The sequence below is a fragment of the Kaistia adipata DSM 17808 genome (assembly GCF_000423225.1).
GTDB classification, from domain to species: Bacteria; Pseudomonadota; Alphaproteobacteria; order Rhizobiales; family Kaistiaceae; genus Kaistia; species Kaistia adipata.
The window spans coordinates 399,436-417,146 of record NZ_AUHO01000010.1 but is presented as its reverse complement, the minus strand read 5'-3'; the positions used below and the strand labels follow the sequence as shown (position 1 = coordinate 417,146).

The following is a 17,711-nucleotide window of genomic DNA, read 5'->3' as shown; positions in this document are numbered from 1 at the left end:
TTTGGGCTGGCAAAAAGAAGCCAGAACGACTAAAATAGCCGTAGTTCTGGAGTACGCGTAGGTCTGAATGGGAGGTGATCATGTATGATCACCGCCCGACAATCACGGGCCGCACGCGCGTTGCTGGGTTGGACACAGGAGACGCTCGCTGACAAGGCCCGCATATCGCTGACCGCGCTCAAACGCCTCGAATCCGAAAGCGGACTCGATGTGTACGAGACGACGCGCGATCAGGTGCGCAGGGCCTTGGAAGCTGCCGGCATCGTCCTCCTGTCCACCGATAAAGGGCAAGGAGTGTTGCTGGTCGATGAGCGCGGAAGTAAACCCAATCCATCCAACGGCGCGCGTTGATCGGCGTGCAAATCCCGTCGACGCTTGCCATCGCTCCATTTTGGATCAAACTTGGTCTAGATGCAGCAGCCGCTTAGTAATCGAGCCTGCACGATGATCGAGACATTCGAAGATACCGCACCGGCAGGGCAGGAACTGACCGCCTACGACAAGGCGCACGTCAAGCTCTACGCGCGCTTGCTTGACGCGGATGCCGATGGCGCCGATTGGACAGAGGCGGTGCAGATCCTGTTCGGTCTCGATCCCGCACACGAGCCCGAACGCTGTCGACGCATCCACGACAGTCATCTCGCGCGCGCCCGCTGGATGACGCACACCGGTTATCGGCACCTTCTGCGCCAGTCCCAGCGCTGATCGCCGATGCTCGCGCGATGCTCTTTCGACATCGCGCAATGTCGTCTCCCGACCTTCCGCCACCTAAGATGAAATAGGAAAACTGGCCGTTCGACTTGTGCGCGTAATATGCGAGGAGTTGAACGATGAGGCCAGATACAAGCGACTGGCGGGACGACAGCCGATATGACTATTTCGATAGCTTGCCGGTCGAAGGTCTCGCTTGGGAATGCCTTCGCCGATACGTTCCTTATCAGGAACTCTACAGCGGTCTAGCGAATACGGCCGCCGAGGCCGTACCGCTTCCGAAAGATGCAGAACAGCTTTGGGGGCTGCGATTTCGCTGCCAGGCCGGGCCTGTCCGCGCTGGACCAGAATGTCGTGTGGTCGCCCTCATGCGATGGCGCCGTTCTCATGCTGACGCGCCGACCCGAGTTTCTGCCGCCTGCCTCCGCTGCATCCGCCGACGCGTTCGCCGTAGGGCGTAATGCTCCCGAAGGCGCCTATGCGTCTGTCTCCGAGCACGACATCCCGGTGCTTCTCCTTTCCGGCACGGTTCCAGACGACCAGCTCGCGGCTCTGGTTCCGTTCGATGCCGACGTCCTCGACCGGATCGACGCCCTGACGCGAATGGCGCGCATCTGGCTCGGCCGCCCGCCACCGCGCGACACGCGCATGACCGCCGAGCAGCGGCGGCGCTTTCGCCTGAAGCTGCGCGCCGCCGACGGCCATATGAACGGCGCCACCTATCGCGAGATCGCCATCGCAATCTACGGCGCGGCGCGCGTCGACACCGAGCCCTGGAAGACTTCGCCGCTACGTGATGCCGTCATTGCCTTCGTCGAAGGTGGCCTTGCCCTCATCAACGGGGGCTATCTGCAACTCCTTCGCCAGCGCCGCCGCTCCTAGTCGCCGCGCCGCCATGGCCTCCGGGGTGGAGATTTAGGCCACCTCAAGTCCCCCATCCATCCCGCCGACGGTTCTCCGCCACCGTGGTCGTTGTCAGCCGCTGATCGCCAGCGGCCCCCAGCAACCCCACGGAGGCCCGCCCCATGCGACCCGATACCGCCGCGCTCCCGCCACGCTACCTGCGGACCAAGGAAGCCGCTGAGTTTCTCAGCCTGTCCGCCCGCACCCTCGAAAAGCATCGGACCTACGGCACCGGCCCGGCCTACCGCAAACTCGGCGGGCGCGTCGTCTATGCCGTCGACGATCTCGAAACCTGGGCCGAGCGCGGCGCCGTCACCTCGACCTCCGATCCGCGCGGCTCCGTGCTGCCCGCCAAGCGCCAGACGCTGCCGACCGGCCAGAGCGCCGGCCGATACGCGCGCTGATCGTGGCCGGACCCTTTCATGGTGGTGCGGCGTCGTGACTCTTCGGAGCGTGGGCAGCTCGATCTGTTTCGCGCGCTCCCCGGCGACTTCGCGCCACGAGATGCGCAGGATCTCATGGCCTATCCCTTCTTCTCCCTCTCCAAATCCCATCGCGTGGCCCCGATCGACTTTTCGGCCGGCGACATCACGATCCGCGTCGAGGCCGTTCCCGATCATGGCATGGCCACGATCTGGGACGCCGACATCCTGATCTGGGCCGCCAGCCAGATCGTCGAAGCCCGCGACAACGGGCTTCGCACGTCCAGGCTGATGGCCGCGACGCCCTATGAAATCCTCACCTATGTCGGACGCGGCACCAGCTTGCGCGACTATCAGCGCCTCAAGGCGGCGCTGGACCGGCTGCAATCGACCACCATCTCGACATCGATCCGCCAGCCGGCCGAAGGCCGCCGCCATCGCTTTTCATGGATCAACGAATGGCAGGAGCGCACCGACCGCCATGGGCGGCCGGACGGCATCGAACTGATCGTCCCCGACTGGTTCTACAAAGCCGTCCTCGATGACGCGCTCATCCTCACCATCGACCCGGCCTATTTCCATCTCACCGGCGGTCTCGACCGCTGGCTCTACCGCATCGTGCGCAAGCACGGCGGCCGCCAGCGCGACGGCTGGCGTTTCGATCTGCGCCATCTCCACGTCAAATCCGGCAGCCTGTCGCCGTTCAAACGCTTCGCGTTCGAGATGCGCGACATCGTGCGGCGCCAGCCGCTACCCGGCTACGTCCTGTCGCTGGAGGTGGAGATCGGCGGGCGCACGCTGCTCGCTTTCGAGCCGCTCCCGGCCTGTGGAAAACCTGTGGACGGGCTCGTGCTATCGGGAACCCGGACTATCGTGCCATCGGGAACCCGAGGCTCGTGCTATCAGGAACCCAAACCGGCCTTAACGTCTGGAAATCGCAGGCGGATTCGCGCCCTTAACTTAGAGTCTAACGTACTGACTCTAACTTGTTGTTGTGAGTCAGTGGGCTGTGGAGACAACGCCTCTCCACTTCAATCTGTCACCGACAGACTGATCCGTAAAGCCGCTTTTACCGAACACGACATCGGCGAGCGCCCTCCAGGACGCGCGAACGCCGCCGTCTGCCGCCGCTGCGGCCGTTCCCTTCCATCATCGTCACGCTGAGGTGCGGCTCATGTCTCTCCGAGGAGCACTCGCTAACGTCCGTGGTCGGCATGGTGTCCGCCACATTCCGGGATCTGGAGACCAGGCGGTCAGGCTAACAAGCGCCGTGCGGTTTCGCCCGAAGGTTGCCGGCAACTCAAGTTTCGATCTCGCCCGTGTCCCCGTCTCCCCGGGAGACGCCGCTCCGCCGTGGCGGAACCTGGTGACGCGCCGGAAGGGCGCGGCCGGATCGCTTACGCTGCCATCATGCGCGAGCGATCCGGCCGCCCTTCAGGCCGACGCCATATCGGAAGGTCGAACCATCGACCCAGATCTTGTGCAGGAGCACGGCCAACGCCCGCGCCACGGCGGTCGCAGCCTTCTTCAGCCCCTTCTTCTTCATGAGCTTCAGCCCCCAGAGCCTGAGCTTGAAGGTCTTCGGGATGCGCGTGAGGATCGCGATCGCCGCCTCGTAGAGCATGGCCCGCGTCATCGCGTCCCCGCATTTGGAGATGCGCCCCGACCAGTCGGTCTCGCCGGACTGGTAGCGTCGAGGCGTCAGCCCGAAGTGGGCGCCGATGGTCACGGATTTCCTGAACCGGGCCGGATCGTCGACGGTGGCGCGAAAGGTCAGCGCCACGATGGCGCCGACGCCGGGCACCGTCATCATCCGGCGCACCGCCTTGTCTTGGCGCGCAGCCGCCAGCGCCAATCGGTGCATGCGAGCGAACTGCAAGCGCATCGCCGCGCGCGCGGCCAGCAGCGGCTCGACGATCTGCTCCAGCTCGGCAAGGCCGGCGACCAGTTCGCGCACGCGCCCGTCGAACTTGCCGATGGAGACCGGACCGACCTTCAGGCCGAACGGCCGGATCAGGCCGCGGATCATGTTCTCCATGTCGAGCACCTTGCCGAGCAGCGCCTTGCGGCCGGCAAGCAGCATCCGCAGCGCCTGCGCCTCGCGCGACTTGACGTGGACGGGCCGGAACCAGCCGGTGCGCATCAACTGCGCGATGCCTCGCGCATCGTTCCTGTCGGTCTTGTTCAGCATGGCGTTGAGCGCCGCCTTGGTGTGGCGGGTCTCGATGCAGACGATCGGCAGCCCCTTTTCATCGAGGGCGGCATACAGCCAGGCGCTGAACGAGAAGGCTTCCAGCCCGACCCGCTTGAGATGGATGCCCCATTCGGCCAGGAACAGCTCGATCGCATCCGGGTCGGACGGCAGTTTTCCTTCCCGGACGACCTTGCCCTCGCCATTCACCACGCAAACACTCGTCGCTTCCAGCGACACGTCCAGTCCCGCATAGAACTCCATGGTTCACCTCCGTCGCCGATCCCGACGGAGCACCGCGCACCGTCTTCCACGATCGCTTCACGAAGGCATCATCGCCACAGCCGAAACGCTGACCAGCGGGCACCAGTCAGTACCCCGGCTAACCAAGAATCTAACTTTGAAGAGCGCGCGCGCGATGTGGAAAACCTCATCCGCGACGCCGCCAGAAGCCTCAGCGTAGCCGCGAAAAAGCGCCTCCCGACCGCACAGGCCGGCGATCCCGACGCGCCCCGGCTTCCCCTCGATCCGCCGGGGGGACGCCGATGATCGTCGCGCTTCTCAATCAGAAAGGCGGCGTCGGGAAGACGACGCTCGCGCTCCATCTCGCCGGTGAACTCGCCGGGCCTGGCCGCCGTGTCACGCTGATCGACGCGGACCCACAGGGTTCGGCACTCGACTGGTCCGAGCAGCGCAGCCGGGAGGGCCTGCCGCGCGCATTCGGCGTCGTCGGCCTGGCGCGCGATACGCTCCACCGCGAAGCGCCCGAGCTGGCGCGCGATGTCGATCACATCGTCATCGACGGCCCGCCGCGCGTCGCCGGCCTCATGCGGTCGGCATTGCTCGCCGCCGACCTCGTGCTGATCCCGGTGCAGCCTTCGCCGCTCGACGGCTGGGCTTCAGCCGAAATGCTTTCGCTCCTGTCGGAAGCGCGCATCTACCGGCCGCAGCTCGTCGCCCGCTTCGTTCTCAATCGCTGCGCCGCGCGCACCGTCATCGCGCGCGAGACCGCCGAGACGCTGGCCGATCACGATCCGCCGGTGCTCGCCGCGACCATCGGTCAGCGCATCGTCTTCGCCGACGCCGCGCAGTCCGGGCGGCTCGCCTCGGAAATCGACAGCCGTTCGCCCGCCGCCCGCGAGATCGTTGCACTCGCATCTGAGATCGGGCGGCTGCGCATCGGCAACGGAGCCGCGTCATGACGGCCCGCGTCGAGAAGCGCGGCTTCGCCAAGCGCCCCGCCGATCCCGAGCAATGGATCAAGACGGCCGAGAGCTCGCCGCGCGCATCCGAGGCGACCGCCTACACGGCGCGGCTCACCATCGACGTGACGCCGGAGCTGCGCGGCCGGATCAAGATCGCGGCTTTCGGGCGCGGCGTCACCGTCGCCGACATGCTGCGCGAGCTGCTCACGCGCGAATTTCCCCCGAACCCAGGAGACCCCGAATGACCGGCACCGCGGCCCCGCGCGCGCGCGGCGGCCCAATGCCGTCCGCGCTCTCCCATGATCGCATGACCCGCGTCGAGCTGACGTGGATCGAGAAGAAGATCGAATACTGGATCAGGTTCGGCCAGGCGGCCAACGAACAGATCGTCGACCGTCGCCAGCGCATTCTCTCTTTCCGGCCGAACACCGTCTTCGCCTTCGTGCGATGGGCGGCGAACGACTTCGGCACGATCATCTCGCGCATCGACATCGTGCGGGCGGTCGAGCCGGGCGAAGCGTATCAGACGCTGCCTTTCGTGCGGCCGGGCGGCGAAATCCTGCTCAAGATCGAGGGCTGGCCGAAGGTCGAGGACGTGCTGCGCCATGTCGATGCGATCGAGGCGATCGGCATCGATGCGGACGCCGTTTCGCCGGAGCACTGGCGGCACGTCCACAACCGGATGGCCGCCGCCCATCAGCCGCGCGCCTACACGCTCGAACAGCATCGCGCCTTCCTCCTGCGCAGGAAGGTCCAGCCATGACGCGCGCCAGCCTCGTCCTCGTCATGGCGCTCGCCACGATGGGCATCGCCTATCCGGCGCTCACGCCGATGCCGGTCAAGCTGATGTGGAACGCCTCGGCCAGCGCGCCTGTCGGCTTCTACACGATCGACTTTGACGGGCCGTTCGACGTCACCGATCTTGTCGCGGTCGATGCCCCCGAACCGCTCGCCGCCTTCATGGCCGAGCGCGGCTATCTGCCCAGGGGCGTGCCGCTCATCAAGCGCGTTCTCGGCGTTTCCGGCCAGACCGTTTGCCGCACCGGCCGCACGATCACCGTGGACGGGATCGAAATGGGCGCGGCGCTGGAGCGCGACCGGATCGGACGGGAACTGCCGGTCTGGCACGGCTGCCGCCGCATCCAGACCGGCGAAGTCTTCCTCATGAACTGGCAGGTCCGCGACAGCCTCGACGGTCGCTACTTCGGCCTGACTTCCACCGACCAGATCATCGGCCATGCGATCCCGCTGTGGACCGACGAAGACGGCAACGGCCGGTTCGAGTGGCGCGCGCCGACGCGCTGACAGCTTCCCCCATCGGCGGGAGCGGTGCTCGCCGATGGCTTTTTCAACGCCACCGCAAAGGAAGCAATCATGCCTCAGATTGGTGAATTCAGACGCGAAGAGACCGGCTTCATCGGCAATCTTCTGACGCTGCTGCTCGTCCAGGACATCATCATCGTTCCGGCCGAGCCGTCCGACACCGAAAACGCGCCCGATTATCGCGTTCACGTCTTCGATGCCATGAGCAACGAGACCACCGCCGAGATCGGCGCGGGCTGGAAGCGCACCGGCGAGAAGGCAGGCGAATATGTCGCGTTGCTGATCGACGATCCGACATTTCCGCAGCCGATCCGCGCCAACCTGTTCCGCGACGACGATGCCGGAAATGACTGGTCACTGCATTGGTCGCGTCCGCGCGACCGCGCCGAGAAGGACTGACCGATGCCCGCTCGCCGTCCATCGACGAGCCATCGGAGTGCGCACGGGCGGCATCACGCCGCCCGGCGCATGGCTCTCTTTCTCCTTTCCGGCCTGATCCTCGCCACGAGCGCGACCGGCGCTGCTCTTGCACAGTCGGCCCCGGTGTCCCGTCCGGCCGCCGTCGATCCCTATGCCGCCCACATCACCGAGGCGGCGCAGCGGTTCGGCATCCCCGAACGCTGGATTCGCGCCGTGCTGCGCGCCGAGAGCGCGGGCGACGTGCGCGCGATCTCGTCGGCGGGCGCGTTGGGGCTGATGCAGATCATGCCCGACACATGGGCCGCCTTGCGCGTCCGATACCGTCTCGGCCGCGACCCCTATGACCCGCACGACAACATCCTGGCGGGCGCGGCCTATCTGCGCGAAATGTGGGACCGCTATGGCGATGTCGGCGCGATGCTCGCGGCCTACAATGCAGGCCCCGGCCGCTATGACGATCATCGTTCCACCGGCCGCGCGTTGCCTGCCGAAACGCGGGCCTATGTCGCCGCGCTCGTGCCGGTTCTCGGCGGTGCGGCCGCATCAGAAGCGTCAGTCCGGCGGGGCGATCCGCCGCCCGACTGGCGCGATGCGGCGATCTTCGTCGTGCGTTCCGCCGACGCTCGCCCCGCCGCGTCACGGTCGGCCAGTGAGCGTTCGGACGATAGCCGATCCTCCGTCACGGCGAGGCCGACCGACCCGGCCGCAACATCGGATTCGCCCCTTGTCGTCGCACGCTCCGCCCAAGGAGAGCGCCCATGAGCGTGCGAGCCGCCATTCGCGCGCAATCGTGGTCCGGCGTGCCATGGAGGGCGTCAGGGGCAGAGGCAGGCACAACAACCGGACGATGGCGAGATAAAAAGGCGCACGGTGCGCTTCGGTCGGTCGGTTGTTTTTGCTTGGGTTTTCGGCGCGTTCCGCACCGTGCCGCGCTTTCGCGCACTGTGCGCCGCGCGCCCATCTTACTGATTTCCCTGTGCCTTTTGCACCGCGCGGGGCTGCGTCATGGCCGATGACAGCGATATTCGCGTCCGGCCTGGGCGTATCCGATCGACCCGCGCACAGCAGGCGCGGCCTTTCATTGCGCAGGCGCTCGCCGCCGCGCAGAAGGCCGGGGGCCGCGTCTCCCGTTCCGGCAAGATCACGACGGGCAACCGCTCGCGCTTCGGGCGCGGCCAGCGCGCCAGCATTCAGGCCAATCGGCTGCTCACCGGCCGCTCGCGCATCGTGGTCATCAAGACCCGCGTGGTGCGCCATGGCGCGCGCGCCGCGCCGCTCGGCGCACACCTGTCATATCTGCGCCGCGACGGCGTGACCCGAGACGGGGAGAAGGCGCGGCTGTTCGGTCCTGAAAGCGACAACGTGGATGCCCGCGATTTCGCGGCGCGCTGCGAGGACGACCGGCATCACTTCCGCTTCATCGTCTCGCCGGAGGACGCCGTGGATATGGCCGACCTCAAGGACCACGCCCGCGAGCTGATGGGCCAGGTGGAAAAGGATCTCGGCACGAAGCTCGATTGGGTCGGCGTCGATCACTGGAACACCGACAATCCCCATATCCATATCATCCTGCGTGGCCGTACCGACGACGGCCAGGATCTCGTGATCTCCCGCGACTACATCAAGGAGGGAATGCGCGCCCGCGCGCAGGATCTCGTCACCCAGGAGCTCGGTCAGCGCAGCGATCTGGAGATCAACCGCAATCTGGAGCGGCAGGTCGAGGCCGAACGCTGGACGCAGCTCGACCGGCAGCTTGTCCGCGACGCCGGCAGGTCGGGCATCATCGACCTCGCGCCGCAGCCCGGCCAGCAGCCGGACGAGTTTCATGCGCTGAAGGTCGGCAGGCTGCGCACCCTCGAAATCCGTGGGCTCGCCGGACAGGTCGGACACCAGCAATGGTTCATCAAGGCCGAGGCCGAAGCCACGCTTCGCAAACTCGGCGAGCGCGGCGACATCATCAAGCGGATGCACCGGGCGCTCACCGAACGCGGGATCGAGCGCGGCTCGGCCAGCTATGTCCTCGCCGGCGAGAGCCTCGATGTCCCCGTCATCGGCCGCCTGGTCGAGCGCGGCCTTGACGACGAGCTGAAGGGAACGGCCTACGCCGTGGTCGACGGCGTGGACGGCCGCACCCATCACATCCGGCTGCCGCATCTCGACGCCACAGGCGACAGCCCACCGGGATCGATCGTCGAGCTGCGCGCATACGAGGACGCGAAAGGCGATCGCCGTGTCGCGCTCGCCGTCCGCTCCGATCTCGATCTCCAGCATCAGGTGAGCGCCACCGGCGCGACCTGGCTCGACCGGCAATCCATCGCCCGAGAACCCGTCGCCATGTCGGACGGCGGCTTCGGCGCCGAAGTGCGGGACGCGATGCGGCAACGCGCGGAGCATCTCGTCGGTGAAGGATTGGCCGAGCAGCAAGGCCGCCGCATCATCTTCAACCGCAACCTGATCGACACGCTCCGCCGCCGTGAAGTCGATGCCGTGGCCGGAAGGCTCGCGAAGGAGACCGGCCAGCCGTTCAAACCGGCCGAGAGCGGGGAATATGTCGCCGGCACCTACCGCCAGCGCCTGACGCTCGCCTCCGGCCGCTTCGCCATGATCGACGACGGCCTCGGCTTCCAGCTCGTGCCCTGGTCGCCATCCCTCGACAAGCAGCTCGGCCGCCATGTCTCGGGCGTCGCCCGCGACGGCGGCGGCGTCGATTGGGATTTCGGCCGCAAGCGCGGGCTCGGCCTCTAGCTCCAACAGACAAGGAACATCGCAATGTCCGCGACCAAAATCCTCTGGGGACAGATTCTGATCGTCTTCCTCATCGTTTTCTCCACCACCTGGGGCGCGACCGAGTATGTCGCCTGGAAGCTCGGGTTTCAGGCGCAGCTCGGGCCGCCATGGTTCGTCCTGTTCGGCTGGCCGTTCTACCATCCGCCCGCCTTCTTCTGGTGGTGGTTCTCCTACGATGCCTATGCGCCGGAGATATTCACCCAGGGCGCGTTCATCGCCGCGTCCGGCGGTTTCATCGCCATCGCCGTCGCCATCGGCATGTCGGTCTGGCGGGCGCGCGAAGCCAAGGACGTCGCCACCTATGGGTCGGCGCGCTGGGCCGAGAAGGAAGAGGTGAAGGCCGCCGGGCTGCTCGATCCCGATGGTGTCGTTCTTGGCCGCTACGACCGCGACTATCTGCGCCATGACGGACCGGAGCATGTGCTGTGCTTCGCGCCGACGCGATCGGGCAAGGGCGTTGGCCTTGTCGTGCCATCATTGTTGACCTGGCCGGGCTCGGCCATCGTCCACGACATCAAGGGCGAGAACTGGACGCTGACCGCCGGCTTCCGCGCCCACCACGGCCGCGTGCTGCTCTTCGATCCGACCAATCCGAAATCCTCGGCCTATAATCCCTTGCTCGAGGTGCGCCGCGGCGAGTGGGAAGTGCGCGACGTGCAGAACATCGCCGACATATTGGTCGACCCCGAAGGGAGCCTGGACAAAAGAAACCACTGGGAGAAGACGAGCCATTCCCTTCTTGTCGGCGCGATCCTGCATGTCCTCTATGCCGGGAACGACAAGACACTCGCCGGCGTCGCTGCTTTCCTCTCCGATCCGAAGCGCCCGATCGAGTCGACGCTTGCCGCGATGATGACGACCAGCCATCTCGGTGAAGCGGGACCGCACCCCGTCATCGCCAGCGCCGCGCGCGAGTTGCTCAACAAATCCGACAATGAACGCTCCGGCGTGCTCTCCACCGCCATGTCGTTTCTCGGCCTCTATCGCGATCCCGTCGTGGCCGAGGTGACGCGGCGCTGCGACTGGCGGATCGCCGACATAGTGGGCGACAAGCTCCCGACCACGCTCTACCTCGTCGTGCCCCCATCCGACATCAATCGCACCAAGCCGCTGATCCGTCTAATCCTCAACCAGATCGGCCGCCGCCTGACCGAAGACCTGCAGGCGAAGGGCGATCGTCACCGGCTGCTCCTCATGCTCGACGAGTTTCCGGCGCTGGGGCGGCTCGACTTCTTCGAGAGCGCGCTGGCCTTCATGGCGGGCTACGGCCTCAAAGCCTTCCTGATCGCGCAATCGCTGAACCAGATCGAAAAGGCATACGGCCCGAACAACTCCATCCTCGACAACTGCCATGTCAGGGTCAGCTTCGCCACGAACGACGAGCGCACCGCCAAGCGCGTGTCCGATGCGCTCGGCACCGCCACCGAAATGAAGGCGATGAAGAACTATGCCGGGCATCGGCTCTCGCCCTGGCTCGGCCATCTGATGGTCTCGCGCTCGGAAACCGCCCGCCAGTTGCTGACGCCCGGCGAGATCATGCAACTCCCGCCGAGCGACGAAATCGTCATGGTCGCCGGCACGCCGCCGATCCGCGCGAAGAAGGCGCGCTACTACGAGGATGCCCGTTTCCGCGAGCGCCTGCTGTCGCCGCCTCAACTGAAACGCCCCGACAAGCCTCGGCCCGACGACTGGAGCAGCCTGCCGATCCCGGCGAGGCCGGAGGCGCTGGACGCGCGGCCCGCGGACGGATCGGAAGAGGAAGACACCACCGATTCCGAACGCCGGCTGCAACCCGAACTCAGCCGCGCGAAGCCGACGGAAAAGAAGGAACCCATCGCCAACGAGTTCGAGATCGAGCTTCCAGACGAGAGCGACGAAGATGCCATGCGCAATCGGCGGATGATCAGTCAGATGCAGGGTGTCGCGCGCCAGGTGTCGCTCGACCCCGATGACGGCATGGAACTGTAAGCGCCATGGCCAGGTATCGGAAAAAGTCGAAGTTCACGGTCTATCTGGACCCCGACGTGACGCGGGCGCTGGCGGATTTCGCCGCTCGCCGGGATCAATCGCAGTCCATGATCGCCGAGGCCGCCATCGCATCCTTCCTGTCGCCGGACGATGCCGAGCGGCGCGAGGCCGTCGTCGCCAAGCGCCTCGACCAGATCGATCGCCGCATGAGCCGCCTGGAGCGGGACGTCGGCATCGCCGTCGAGACCCTGGCGGTGTTCATCCGCTTCTGGATCACGACCACGCCGGCCTTGCCGGAGCCTGCTGCGCAGGCAGCGCGCGCCAAGTCGGCCGAGCGGTATGAGGCGTTCATCACCGCGCTCGGCCGGCGCCTCGTCAAAGGGCCGAAGCTGCGACAGGAGATCCCTGAAGACGTCTCCGACACCGAGGCGTGACGATCTCGCGCGTCATCTGGTGAGGCCGTAACGACATCAAGATCAGGGCTCCACCGCCGTTCTCCTGTATTTGCACGCCACGCTACTACTACGACCGATACTTGTTGAACCGGCCCGATTTCAGGCTCTTTTAATCGACCCCGATCCGGGGATCGTCTGTCGCGCCTCGTGAACAAACGGGGCCGATATGACTGCCAGCCATCAAAAACCGGAAGCCATCGCACGCGGCGCGCGGATGCTGCGCACGGCGCTGGGTCCGGCGATTTCGCGGTTTCTGGAGGAGCCGTCCGTCGTCGAAGTGATGCTCAACCCGGATGGCCGCATCTGGATTGACCGACTTTCCGAGGGACTGTCCGACACGGGCGAAATCCTGTCGCCTGCCGATGGCGAGCGCATCGTGCGCCTGGTTGCCCACCATGTCGGCGCGGAGGTTCACGCCCGATCCCCGCGCGTCTCGGCCGAATTGCCCGAGTCGGGTGAACGGTTCGAGGGTTTGCTACCGCCTGTCGTCGCCGCACCCGCCTTCGCCATCCGGAAGCCGGCCGTGGCGGTGTTCAGCCTCGATGACTATGTGGCCGCCGGGATCATGAGCGTTGAGCAGGCCGCGACCCTGCGCGAAGCCGTGGCGGCGCGCGCCAACATCCTCGTCGCGGGCGGCACCAGCACCGGCAAGACCACGCTGACCAATGCGCTGCTGGCCGAGGTGGCGAAGATGCAGGATCGCGTCGTCATCATCGAGGACACCCGCGAGCTGCAATGTGCGGCGCCCAACCTCGTCTCCATGCGGACAAAGGAGGGTGTCGTCACGCTCTCCGATCTCGTCCGCTCATCCCTGCGCCTGCGTCCCGACCGCATCCCCATCGGCGAGGTTCGCGGCGCGGAAGCGCTCGACCTCCTCAAAGCATGGGGCACGGGCCATCCCGGCGGCATCGGCACGATCCACGCCGGAACAAGCATCGGCGCGCTGCGCCGCCTCGAACAGCTCATTCAGGAAGCCGTCGTCACGGTCCCGCGCGCCCTGATCGCCGAGACCATCGACCTTGTTGCCGTCCTCTCCGGCCGAGGCTCCGCGCGCCGGCTCGCCGAGCTCGCCCGCGTCGAAGGGCTCGGCCCGGACGGGGACTACCGCGTCACCCAAACCATCCCTTTGGCCATCCCCACCAGCACAGGAGACCCCGCATGAAGCCACCGATCAACTTGTCCAAGCCGTCGAAACCCTCGGTCCTGCGCGGTGCCTATGATCGCCTCGCAGCCTCGACCGCGCTTGTCACCATCATTGTGATGGCGGCCACGCCGCCCGCCTATGCCTCCGGCTCCTCCATGCCGTGGGAAGAACCGCTCCAGAAAATCCTCCAGTCGATCGAAGGCCCGGTCGCCAAGATCGTCGCGGTCATCATCATCATCGCCACCGGCCTGGCGCTCGCCTTCGGTGACACGTCGGGCGGCTTCCGCCGCCTGATCCAGATCGTGTTCGGCCTGTCGATCGCCTTCGCGGCGTCGAGCTTCTTCCTGTCGTTCTTCTCGTTCGGCGGCGGGGCGCTGGTCTGATGGCGGGCGCGTTCGAGCAACTGGACGTGCCGGGCTTCACCGTGCCGGTCCACCGGGCGCTGACCGAGCACATCCTGCTCGGCGGCGCACCGCGTTCCATCGCGATCCTCAACGGGACGCTGGCCGGGGCCGTGGGCCTCGGCCTGCGTCTCTGGCTGGTCGGCCTACTCATCTGGGCCGTCGGGCATTTCGCGGCGGTCTGGGCCGCCAAGCGTGATCCGCTCTTCGTCGAGGTCGGGCGCAGGCATCTGCGCATTCCGGCTTTCCTCGCGGTCTGAGGGAGGCGCAACCATGATGAACCTCGCCGAATATCGCCGCTCGGCTTCGCGCCTTGCCGACTATCTGCCCTGGGTCGCGCTGGTCGCGCCGGGCGTCGTGCTCAACAAGGATGGCTCATTCCAGCGCACCGCATCGTTTCGTGGTCCCGATCTCGATTCTGCTGTCGCCGCCGAGCTGGTCGCCGTCGCCAGCCGCATCAACAACGCCTTCCGCCGGCTCGGCTCAGGCTGGTCGATCTTCGTGGAAGCACAGCGCTCCGAAGCCGCGACCTATCCCGACAACCACTTCCCCGATCCGGCCTCCGGTCTGGTCGATGCCGAGAGGAAAGCGGATTTCGAGGAAGCCGGCGCGCATTTCGTGTCGGGCTATTATCTGACCTTCCTCTATCTGCCACCGGCCGAGGAAGCCGCCCGCGCCGAGACCTGGCTCTACGAGGGCCGCGAGCGCAGCGGCGTCGATCCGCATGAGATCCTGCGCGCCTTCACCGATCGCACCGACCGCGTGCTGGCGCTGCTCGACGGCTTCATGCCCGAATGCGACTGGCTCGATGACGGCGAGACGCTGACCTATCTGCATTCGACCGTCTCGACCAACCGGCATCGCGTTCGTGTGCCGGAAACGCCGGTCTATCTCGATGCGCTGCTCGCCGGCCAGCCGCTGACCGGCGGGCTGGAGCCGCGCCTTGGCGACCAGCATCTGCGCGTCCTCACCATCATCGGCTTTCCGACCGCGACGACGCCCGGCCTGCTCGACGATCTCAACCGCTTGGCGTTCCCGTATCGGTGGTCCACCCGCGCGATCCTGCTCGACAAGACCGACGCGACCAAGCTGTTGACCAAAATCCGCCGCCAGTGGTTCGCCAAGCGCAAGTCGATCGCCGCCATTTTGAAGGAGGTGATGACCAACGAGGCGTCCGCCCTCGTGGATACGGACGCGGCCAACAAGGCGGCCGATGCCGATCTTGCCTTGCAGGAACTCGGTCAGGACGTCGCGGGCATGGCCTATGTCACGGCCACGATCGTGGTGTGGGACGCCGATCCGCGTCTTGCCGACGAGAAGCTGCGCCTCGTCGAGAAGGTCGTTCAGGGCCGCGATTTCACGGCCATGATCGAAACCGTCAATGCCGTCGATGCCTGGCTCGGCTCGCTCCCCGGACATGCCTACGCCAATGTCCGTCAGCCGCCGGTCTCGACGCTCAATCTCGCCCACATGATCCCCCTCTCTGCCGTGTGGGCGGGGCCGGAACGGGATGAGCATTTCGGTGCGCCCCCCTTGCTGTATGGCAAGACCGAAGGCTCGACCCCGTTCCGGTTGTCTCTTCATGTCGGCGACGTCGGCCATACGCTGGTCGTCGGCCCGACCGGCGCGGGCAAATCCGTGCTGCTCGCGCTGATGGCCTTGCAGTTCCAACGCTACGAGCAAGCCCAGGTCTTCGCCTTCGACTTTGGCGGATCGATCCGGGCCGCCGCGCTCGCCATGGGCGGCGACTGGCACGATCTCGGCGGCGGGTTGACCGAGGGCGACGAGTTCTCCGTCGCGCTCCAGCCGCTCGCGCGCATTCACGACACCTACGAGCGGGCCTGGGCGGCCGACTGGATCGTGGCGATCCTGATGCGCGAAGGCATCACGATCACGCCTGAGGCCAAGGAGCATATCTGGACGGCGCTGACCTCACTCGCTTCCGCGCCGGTCGAAGAGCGGACCATCACCGGCCTCAGTGTCCTTCTCCAGTCCAACGACTTGAAGCAGGCGCTCCGCCCGTATTGCGTTGGTGGGGCCTATGGCCGGCTGCTCGATGCCGAAGCTGAACAGCTCGGCCGCGCTGCCGTGCAGGCGTTCGAGATCGAGGGGCTTGTCGGAACGGGCGCGGCTCCGGCCGTCCTGTCCTACCTGTTCCACCGCATCGGCGACAGGTTGGACGGGCGGCCGACGCTGCTCATCATCGACGAAGGTTGGCTTGCGCTGGACGACGAAGGGTTCGCCGGCCAGCTTCGCGAATGGCTGAAGACGCTGCGCAAGAAAAACGCATCGGTCATCTTCGCCACGCAAAGCCTGTCCGACATCGACAATTCGAGCATCGCGCCGGCCATCATCGAAAGCTGCCCGACGCGGCTCCTCCTGCCGAACGAGCGCGCGATCGAGCCGCAGATCACAGCGATCTATCGCCGCTTCGGCCTCAACGATCGTCAGATCGAGATCCTGGCGCGGGCGACGCCCAAGCGGGATTACTACTGCCAGTCCCGGCGCGGCAACCGCCTGTTCGAGCTAGGCCTGTCCGAAGTCGGCCTCGCGCTCTGCGCCGCCTCCTCGAAATCCGACCAGACCCTGATCGCCAACCTCGTCGCCGAGCACGGCCGCGACGGTTTCCTCGCCGCGTGGCTCACCGCCCGCGACGTGACCTGGGCCGTCGATCTCATCCCGAACTTCCCCCAAGCCGAAAAGGAGTCCCGACCATGACCATTCGCCGTTTCCGCTCGCGCGCCGTGGCGCTCGCCGCAACCATGCTTGCCGCCGCGCCGCTCGTGCTCACGCCGATCATGACCACGCCCGCCCATGCGTGGAAGATCGTCTATGACCCCTCCAACTATGCGCAAAACGTGCTGACCGCCGCGCGCACGCTGGAGCAGATCAATCACCAGATCACCTCGCTTCAGAACGAAGCACAGATGCTCATCAACCAGGCGAAGAACCTCGCCAGCCTGCCGTATTCGGCGCTTCAGACCTTGCAGCAGAACGCCCAGAAGACCCAACAGCTTCTCGGCCAAGCACAGAACATCGCCTTCGACGTCCAGCAGATCGATCAGAGCTTCCAGCAGCAATACGGCAATGTCTCGCTGTCGACGACCGATCAGCAGCTCGTCGCCAATGCCCGCGACCGCTGGCAGAACACGGTCGGAGGCTTGCAGGACGCTATGCGCGTGCAGGCCGGCGTCGTCGGCAATATCGACGCGAACCGTGGCCAGATGTCGGCGCTAGTCGGCCAGAGCCAGTCCGCGACCGGCGCATTGCAGGCGACGCAGGCCGGCAACCAGCTTCTCGCTCTGCAATCGCAGCAGCTTTCCGATCTCGTCGCGGTCATCTCGGCCAATGGCCGGGCAAGCGCGCTGACCGATGCGGAACGCGCCGCCGCCGCCGAACAGGGCCGCGAGCAGCGTCGCCGGTTCCTGACGCCAGGCTCGGGCTACCAGCCCGGCAACGCGCAGATGTTCAACCGCAACTAAGCTGGAAGGGAGCATCGTCATGGACGGCAAGATGCTGGCACGCCTCGGCGCAATCGCCTTCGTCGCCGTCGCCATCACGGCGACGGTGATCGAGCTGGACCGCAAGGAGGATGCGCCAGCATCTTCGCCGGTGCGGATTCTAAAAACCGACACCGACCCGCTGCGCGAAGGCCAACGCCGCTGCCAACAGCTCGGACAAAAGGCATTGGACGACACCGATTGCCTGCGCGTCTGGGCCGAGACACGCGACCGCTTCCTCGGTCGTCAGCCGGCTCCGGCCGCTCCGGAAGGACGGTAAA

Annotated in this window: 22 protein-coding genes; 21 read left to right on the top strand and 1 reads right to left on the bottom strand. The window is 66.3% G+C overall.

Going from position 1 to position 17,711, the window contains the following annotated elements:
* Positions 1–84: 84 nt before the first annotated feature.
* The 6 genes from G539_RS0110835 (at position 85) to G539_RS24395 (ending at position 3,200) form a co-directional block, all read left to right on the top strand.
* Positions 85–351: a helix-turn-helix domain-containing protein gene (locus tag G539_RS0110835; RefSeq protein ID WP_029075227.1), complete on the top strand. Its 267-nt coding sequence runs from the start codon at positions 85–87 to the stop codon at positions 349–351.
* 93 nt (positions 352–444) lie between these two features.
* Entirely contained in the window at positions 445–705 is a 261-nt protein-coding gene (locus tag G539_RS0110830; protein WP_029075226.1) for a DUF2285 domain-containing protein, read from the top strand.
* Between the two features lie 125 nt (positions 706–830).
* A complete protein-coding gene (locus G539_RS27560) occupies positions 831–1,172 on the top strand; it encodes a transcriptional regulator domain-containing protein (RefSeq protein WP_245576856.1) in 342 nt (113 codons plus the stop codon).
* On the top strand, positions 1,099–1,593 hold the full coding sequence (locus G539_RS0110825) for a DUF2285 domain-containing protein (RefSeq protein ID WP_245576855.1): 495 nt from the start codon (positions 1,099–1,101) through the stop codon (positions 1,591–1,593). The genes G539_RS27560 and G539_RS0110825 overlap by 74 nt, the downstream gene beginning before the upstream one ends.
* A gap of 143 nt (positions 1,594–1,736) precedes the next feature.
* Complete coding sequence (locus tag G539_RS0110820; RefSeq protein WP_029075224.1) at positions 1,737–2,018, top strand: helix-turn-helix transcriptional regulator; 282 nt, start codon at positions 1,737–1,739, stop codon at positions 2,016–2,018.
* 18 nt (positions 2,019–2,036) lie between these two features.
* Complete coding sequence (locus G539_RS24395; RefSeq protein ID WP_245576854.1) at positions 2,037–3,200, top strand: replication initiator protein A; 1,164 nt, start codon at positions 2,037–2,039, stop codon at positions 3,198–3,200.
* A 244-nt stretch (positions 3,201–3,444) separates the two neighbouring features.
* On the opposite strand, the gene G539_RS0110810 is transcribed toward G539_RS24395, so the two are convergent.
* Entirely contained in the window at positions 3,445–4,491 is a 1,047-nt protein-coding gene (locus G539_RS0110810) for an IS110 family RNA-guided transposase (RefSeq protein ID WP_029075223.1), read from the bottom strand.
* Between the two features lie 281 nt (positions 4,492–4,772).
* Between G539_RS0110810 and parA the strand changes: the two genes are divergently transcribed.
* The 15 genes from parA to trbK-alt all read left to right on the top strand — a co-directional run bounded on the left by parA (position 4,773) and on the right by trbK-alt (position 17,710).
* A complete protein-coding gene (gene parA / locus G539_RS0110805; protein WP_029075222.1) occupies positions 4,773–5,429 on the top strand; it encodes a ParA family partition ATPase in 657 nt (218 codons plus the stop codon).
* A complete protein-coding gene (locus G539_RS0110800) occupies positions 5,426–5,677 on the top strand; it encodes a ribbon-helix-helix protein (RefSeq protein WP_029075221.1) in 252 nt (83 codons plus the stop codon). The genes parA and G539_RS0110800 overlap by 4 nt, the downstream gene beginning before the upstream one ends.
* Entirely contained in the window at positions 5,674–6,195 is a 522-nt protein-coding gene (locus tag G539_RS0110795) for a DUF2840 domain-containing protein (RefSeq protein ID WP_029075220.1), read from the top strand. The genes G539_RS0110800 and G539_RS0110795 overlap by 4 nt, the downstream gene beginning before the upstream one ends.
* A complete protein-coding gene (locus tag G539_RS0110790; RefSeq protein ID WP_029075219.1) occupies positions 6,192–6,737 on the top strand; it encodes a S26 family signal peptidase in 546 nt (181 codons plus the stop codon). The genes G539_RS0110795 and G539_RS0110790 overlap by 4 nt, the downstream gene beginning before the upstream one ends.
* Before the next feature lie 69 nt (positions 6,738–6,806).
* Complete coding sequence (locus G539_RS0110785; RefSeq protein WP_029075218.1) at positions 6,807–7,154, top strand: DUF736 domain-containing protein; 348 nt, start codon at positions 6,807–6,809, stop codon at positions 7,152–7,154.
* Positions 7,155–7,223: 69 nt separating this feature from the next.
* Entirely contained in the window at positions 7,224–7,937 is a 714-nt protein-coding gene (locus G539_RS0110780; RefSeq protein ID WP_029075217.1) for a lytic transglycosylase domain-containing protein, read from the top strand.
* 243 nt (positions 7,938–8,180) lie between these two features.
* Entirely contained in the window at positions 8,181–9,920 is a 1,740-nt protein-coding gene (locus G539_RS0110775) for a relaxase/mobilization nuclease domain-containing protein (RefSeq protein WP_029075216.1), read from the top strand.
* A gap of 24 nt (positions 9,921–9,944) precedes the next feature.
* The gene (locus tag G539_RS0110770; RefSeq protein ID WP_029075215.1) at positions 9,945–11,930 is read left to right on the top strand and encodes a conjugal transfer protein TraG; all 1,986 of its coding nucleotides are present in this window, start codon (positions 9,945–9,947) and stop codon (positions 11,928–11,930) included.
* 5 nt (positions 11,931–11,935) lie between these two features.
* Positions 11,936–12,364, top strand: a complete 429-nt coding sequence (locus G539_RS0110765) for a CopG family transcriptional regulator (RefSeq protein WP_029075214.1) — start codon at positions 11,936–11,938, stop codon at positions 12,362–12,364.
* Positions 12,365–12,551: 187 nt separating this feature from the next.
* A complete protein-coding gene (gene trbB, locus G539_RS0110760; RefSeq protein WP_029075213.1) occupies positions 12,552–13,547 on the top strand; it encodes a P-type conjugative transfer ATPase TrbB in 996 nt (331 codons plus the stop codon).
* Positions 13,548–13,645: 98 nt separating this feature from the next.
* Complete coding sequence (locus G539_RS0110755) at positions 13,646–13,912, top strand: TrbC/VirB2 family type IV secretion system protein (RefSeq protein ID WP_245576868.1); 267 nt, start codon at positions 13,646–13,648, stop codon at positions 13,910–13,912.
* Positions 13,912–14,190: a VirB3 family type IV secretion system protein gene (locus G539_RS0110750; protein WP_029075211.1), complete on the top strand. Its 279-nt coding sequence runs from the start codon at positions 13,912–13,914 to the stop codon at positions 14,188–14,190. Before G539_RS0110755 ends, G539_RS0110750 begins: the two co-directional genes overlap by 1 nt.
* Positions 14,191–14,203: 13 nt before the next feature.
* Complete coding sequence (gene trbE / locus G539_RS0110745; protein WP_029075210.1) at positions 14,204–16,648, top strand: conjugal transfer protein TrbE; 2,445 nt, start codon at positions 14,204–14,206, stop codon at positions 16,646–16,648.
* Positions 16,645–17,412, top strand: a complete 768-nt coding sequence (gene trbJ / locus G539_RS0110740) for a P-type conjugative transfer protein TrbJ (RefSeq protein WP_029075209.1) — start codon at positions 16,645–16,647, stop codon at positions 17,410–17,412. Before trbE ends, trbJ begins: the two co-directional genes overlap by 4 nt.
* A gap of 19 nt (positions 17,413–17,431) precedes the next feature.
* On the top strand, positions 17,432–17,710 hold the full coding sequence (gene trbK-alt / locus G539_RS0110735; RefSeq protein ID WP_029075208.1) for a putative entry exclusion protein TrbK-alt: 279 nt from the start codon (positions 17,432–17,434) through the stop codon (positions 17,708–17,710).
* Position 17,711: the final 1 nt, after the last annotated feature.

Bases quoted from the DNA above. Each gene is read 5' to 3' on its own strand.
- G539_RS0110835 (WP_029075227.1), top strand. From the start codon at position 85: ATGATCACCGCCCGACAATCACGGGCCGCACGCGCGTTGCTGGGTTGG.
- G539_RS0110830 (WP_029075226.1), top strand. From the start codon at position 445: ATGATCGAGACATTCGAAGATACCGCACCGGCAGGGCAGGAACTGACC.
- G539_RS27560 (WP_245576856.1), top strand. From the start codon at position 831: ATGAGGCCAGATACAAGCGACTGGCGGGACGACAGCCGATATGACTAT.
- G539_RS0110825 (WP_245576855.1), top strand. From the start codon at position 1,099: ATGCTGACGCGCCGACCCGAGTTTCTGCCGCCTGCCTCCGCTGCATCC.
- G539_RS0110820 (WP_029075224.1), top strand. From the start codon at position 1,737: ATGCGACCCGATACCGCCGCGCTCCCGCCACGCTACCTGCGGACCAAG.
- G539_RS24395 (WP_245576854.1), top strand. From the start codon at position 2,037: ATGGTGGTGCGGCGTCGTGACTCTTCGGAGCGTGGGCAGCTCGATCTG.
- G539_RS0110810 (WP_029075223.1), bottom strand. From the start codon at position 4,491: ATGGAGTTCTATGCGGGACTGGACGTGTCGCTGGAAGCGACGAGTGTT.
- parA (WP_029075222.1), top strand. From the start codon at position 4,773: ATGATCGTCGCGCTTCTCAATCAGAAAGGCGGCGTCGGGAAGACGACG.
- G539_RS0110800 (WP_029075221.1), top strand. From the start codon at position 5,426: ATGACGGCCCGCGTCGAGAAGCGCGGCTTCGCCAAGCGCCCCGCCGAT.
- G539_RS0110795 (WP_029075220.1), top strand. From the start codon at position 5,674: ATGACCGGCACCGCGGCCCCGCGCGCGCGCGGCGGCCCAATGCCGTCC.
- G539_RS0110790 (WP_029075219.1), top strand. From the start codon at position 6,192: ATGACGCGCGCCAGCCTCGTCCTCGTCATGGCGCTCGCCACGATGGGC.
- G539_RS0110785 (WP_029075218.1), top strand. From the start codon at position 6,807: ATGCCTCAGATTGGTGAATTCAGACGCGAAGAGACCGGCTTCATCGGC.
- G539_RS0110780 (WP_029075217.1), top strand. From the start codon at position 7,224: ATGGCTCTCTTTCTCCTTTCCGGCCTGATCCTCGCCACGAGCGCGACC.
- G539_RS0110775 (WP_029075216.1), top strand. From the start codon at position 8,181: ATGGCCGATGACAGCGATATTCGCGTCCGGCCTGGGCGTATCCGATCG.
- G539_RS0110770 (WP_029075215.1), top strand. From the start codon at position 9,945: ATGTCCGCGACCAAAATCCTCTGGGGACAGATTCTGATCGTCTTCCTC.
- G539_RS0110765 (WP_029075214.1), top strand. From the start codon at position 11,936: ATGGCCAGGTATCGGAAAAAGTCGAAGTTCACGGTCTATCTGGACCCC.
- trbB (WP_029075213.1), top strand. From the start codon at position 12,552: ATGACTGCCAGCCATCAAAAACCGGAAGCCATCGCACGCGGCGCGCGG.
- G539_RS0110755 (WP_245576868.1), top strand. From the start codon at position 13,646: ATGGCGGCCACGCCGCCCGCCTATGCCTCCGGCTCCTCCATGCCGTGG.
- G539_RS0110750 (WP_029075211.1), top strand. From the start codon at position 13,912: ATGGCGGGCGCGTTCGAGCAACTGGACGTGCCGGGCTTCACCGTGCCG.
- trbE (WP_029075210.1), top strand. From the start codon at position 14,204: ATGATGAACCTCGCCGAATATCGCCGCTCGGCTTCGCGCCTTGCCGAC.
- trbJ (WP_029075209.1), top strand. From the start codon at position 16,645: ATGACCATTCGCCGTTTCCGCTCGCGCGCCGTGGCGCTCGCCGCAACC.
- trbK-alt (WP_029075208.1), top strand. From the start codon at position 17,432: ATGGACGGCAAGATGCTGGCACGCCTCGGCGCAATCGCCTTCGTCGCC.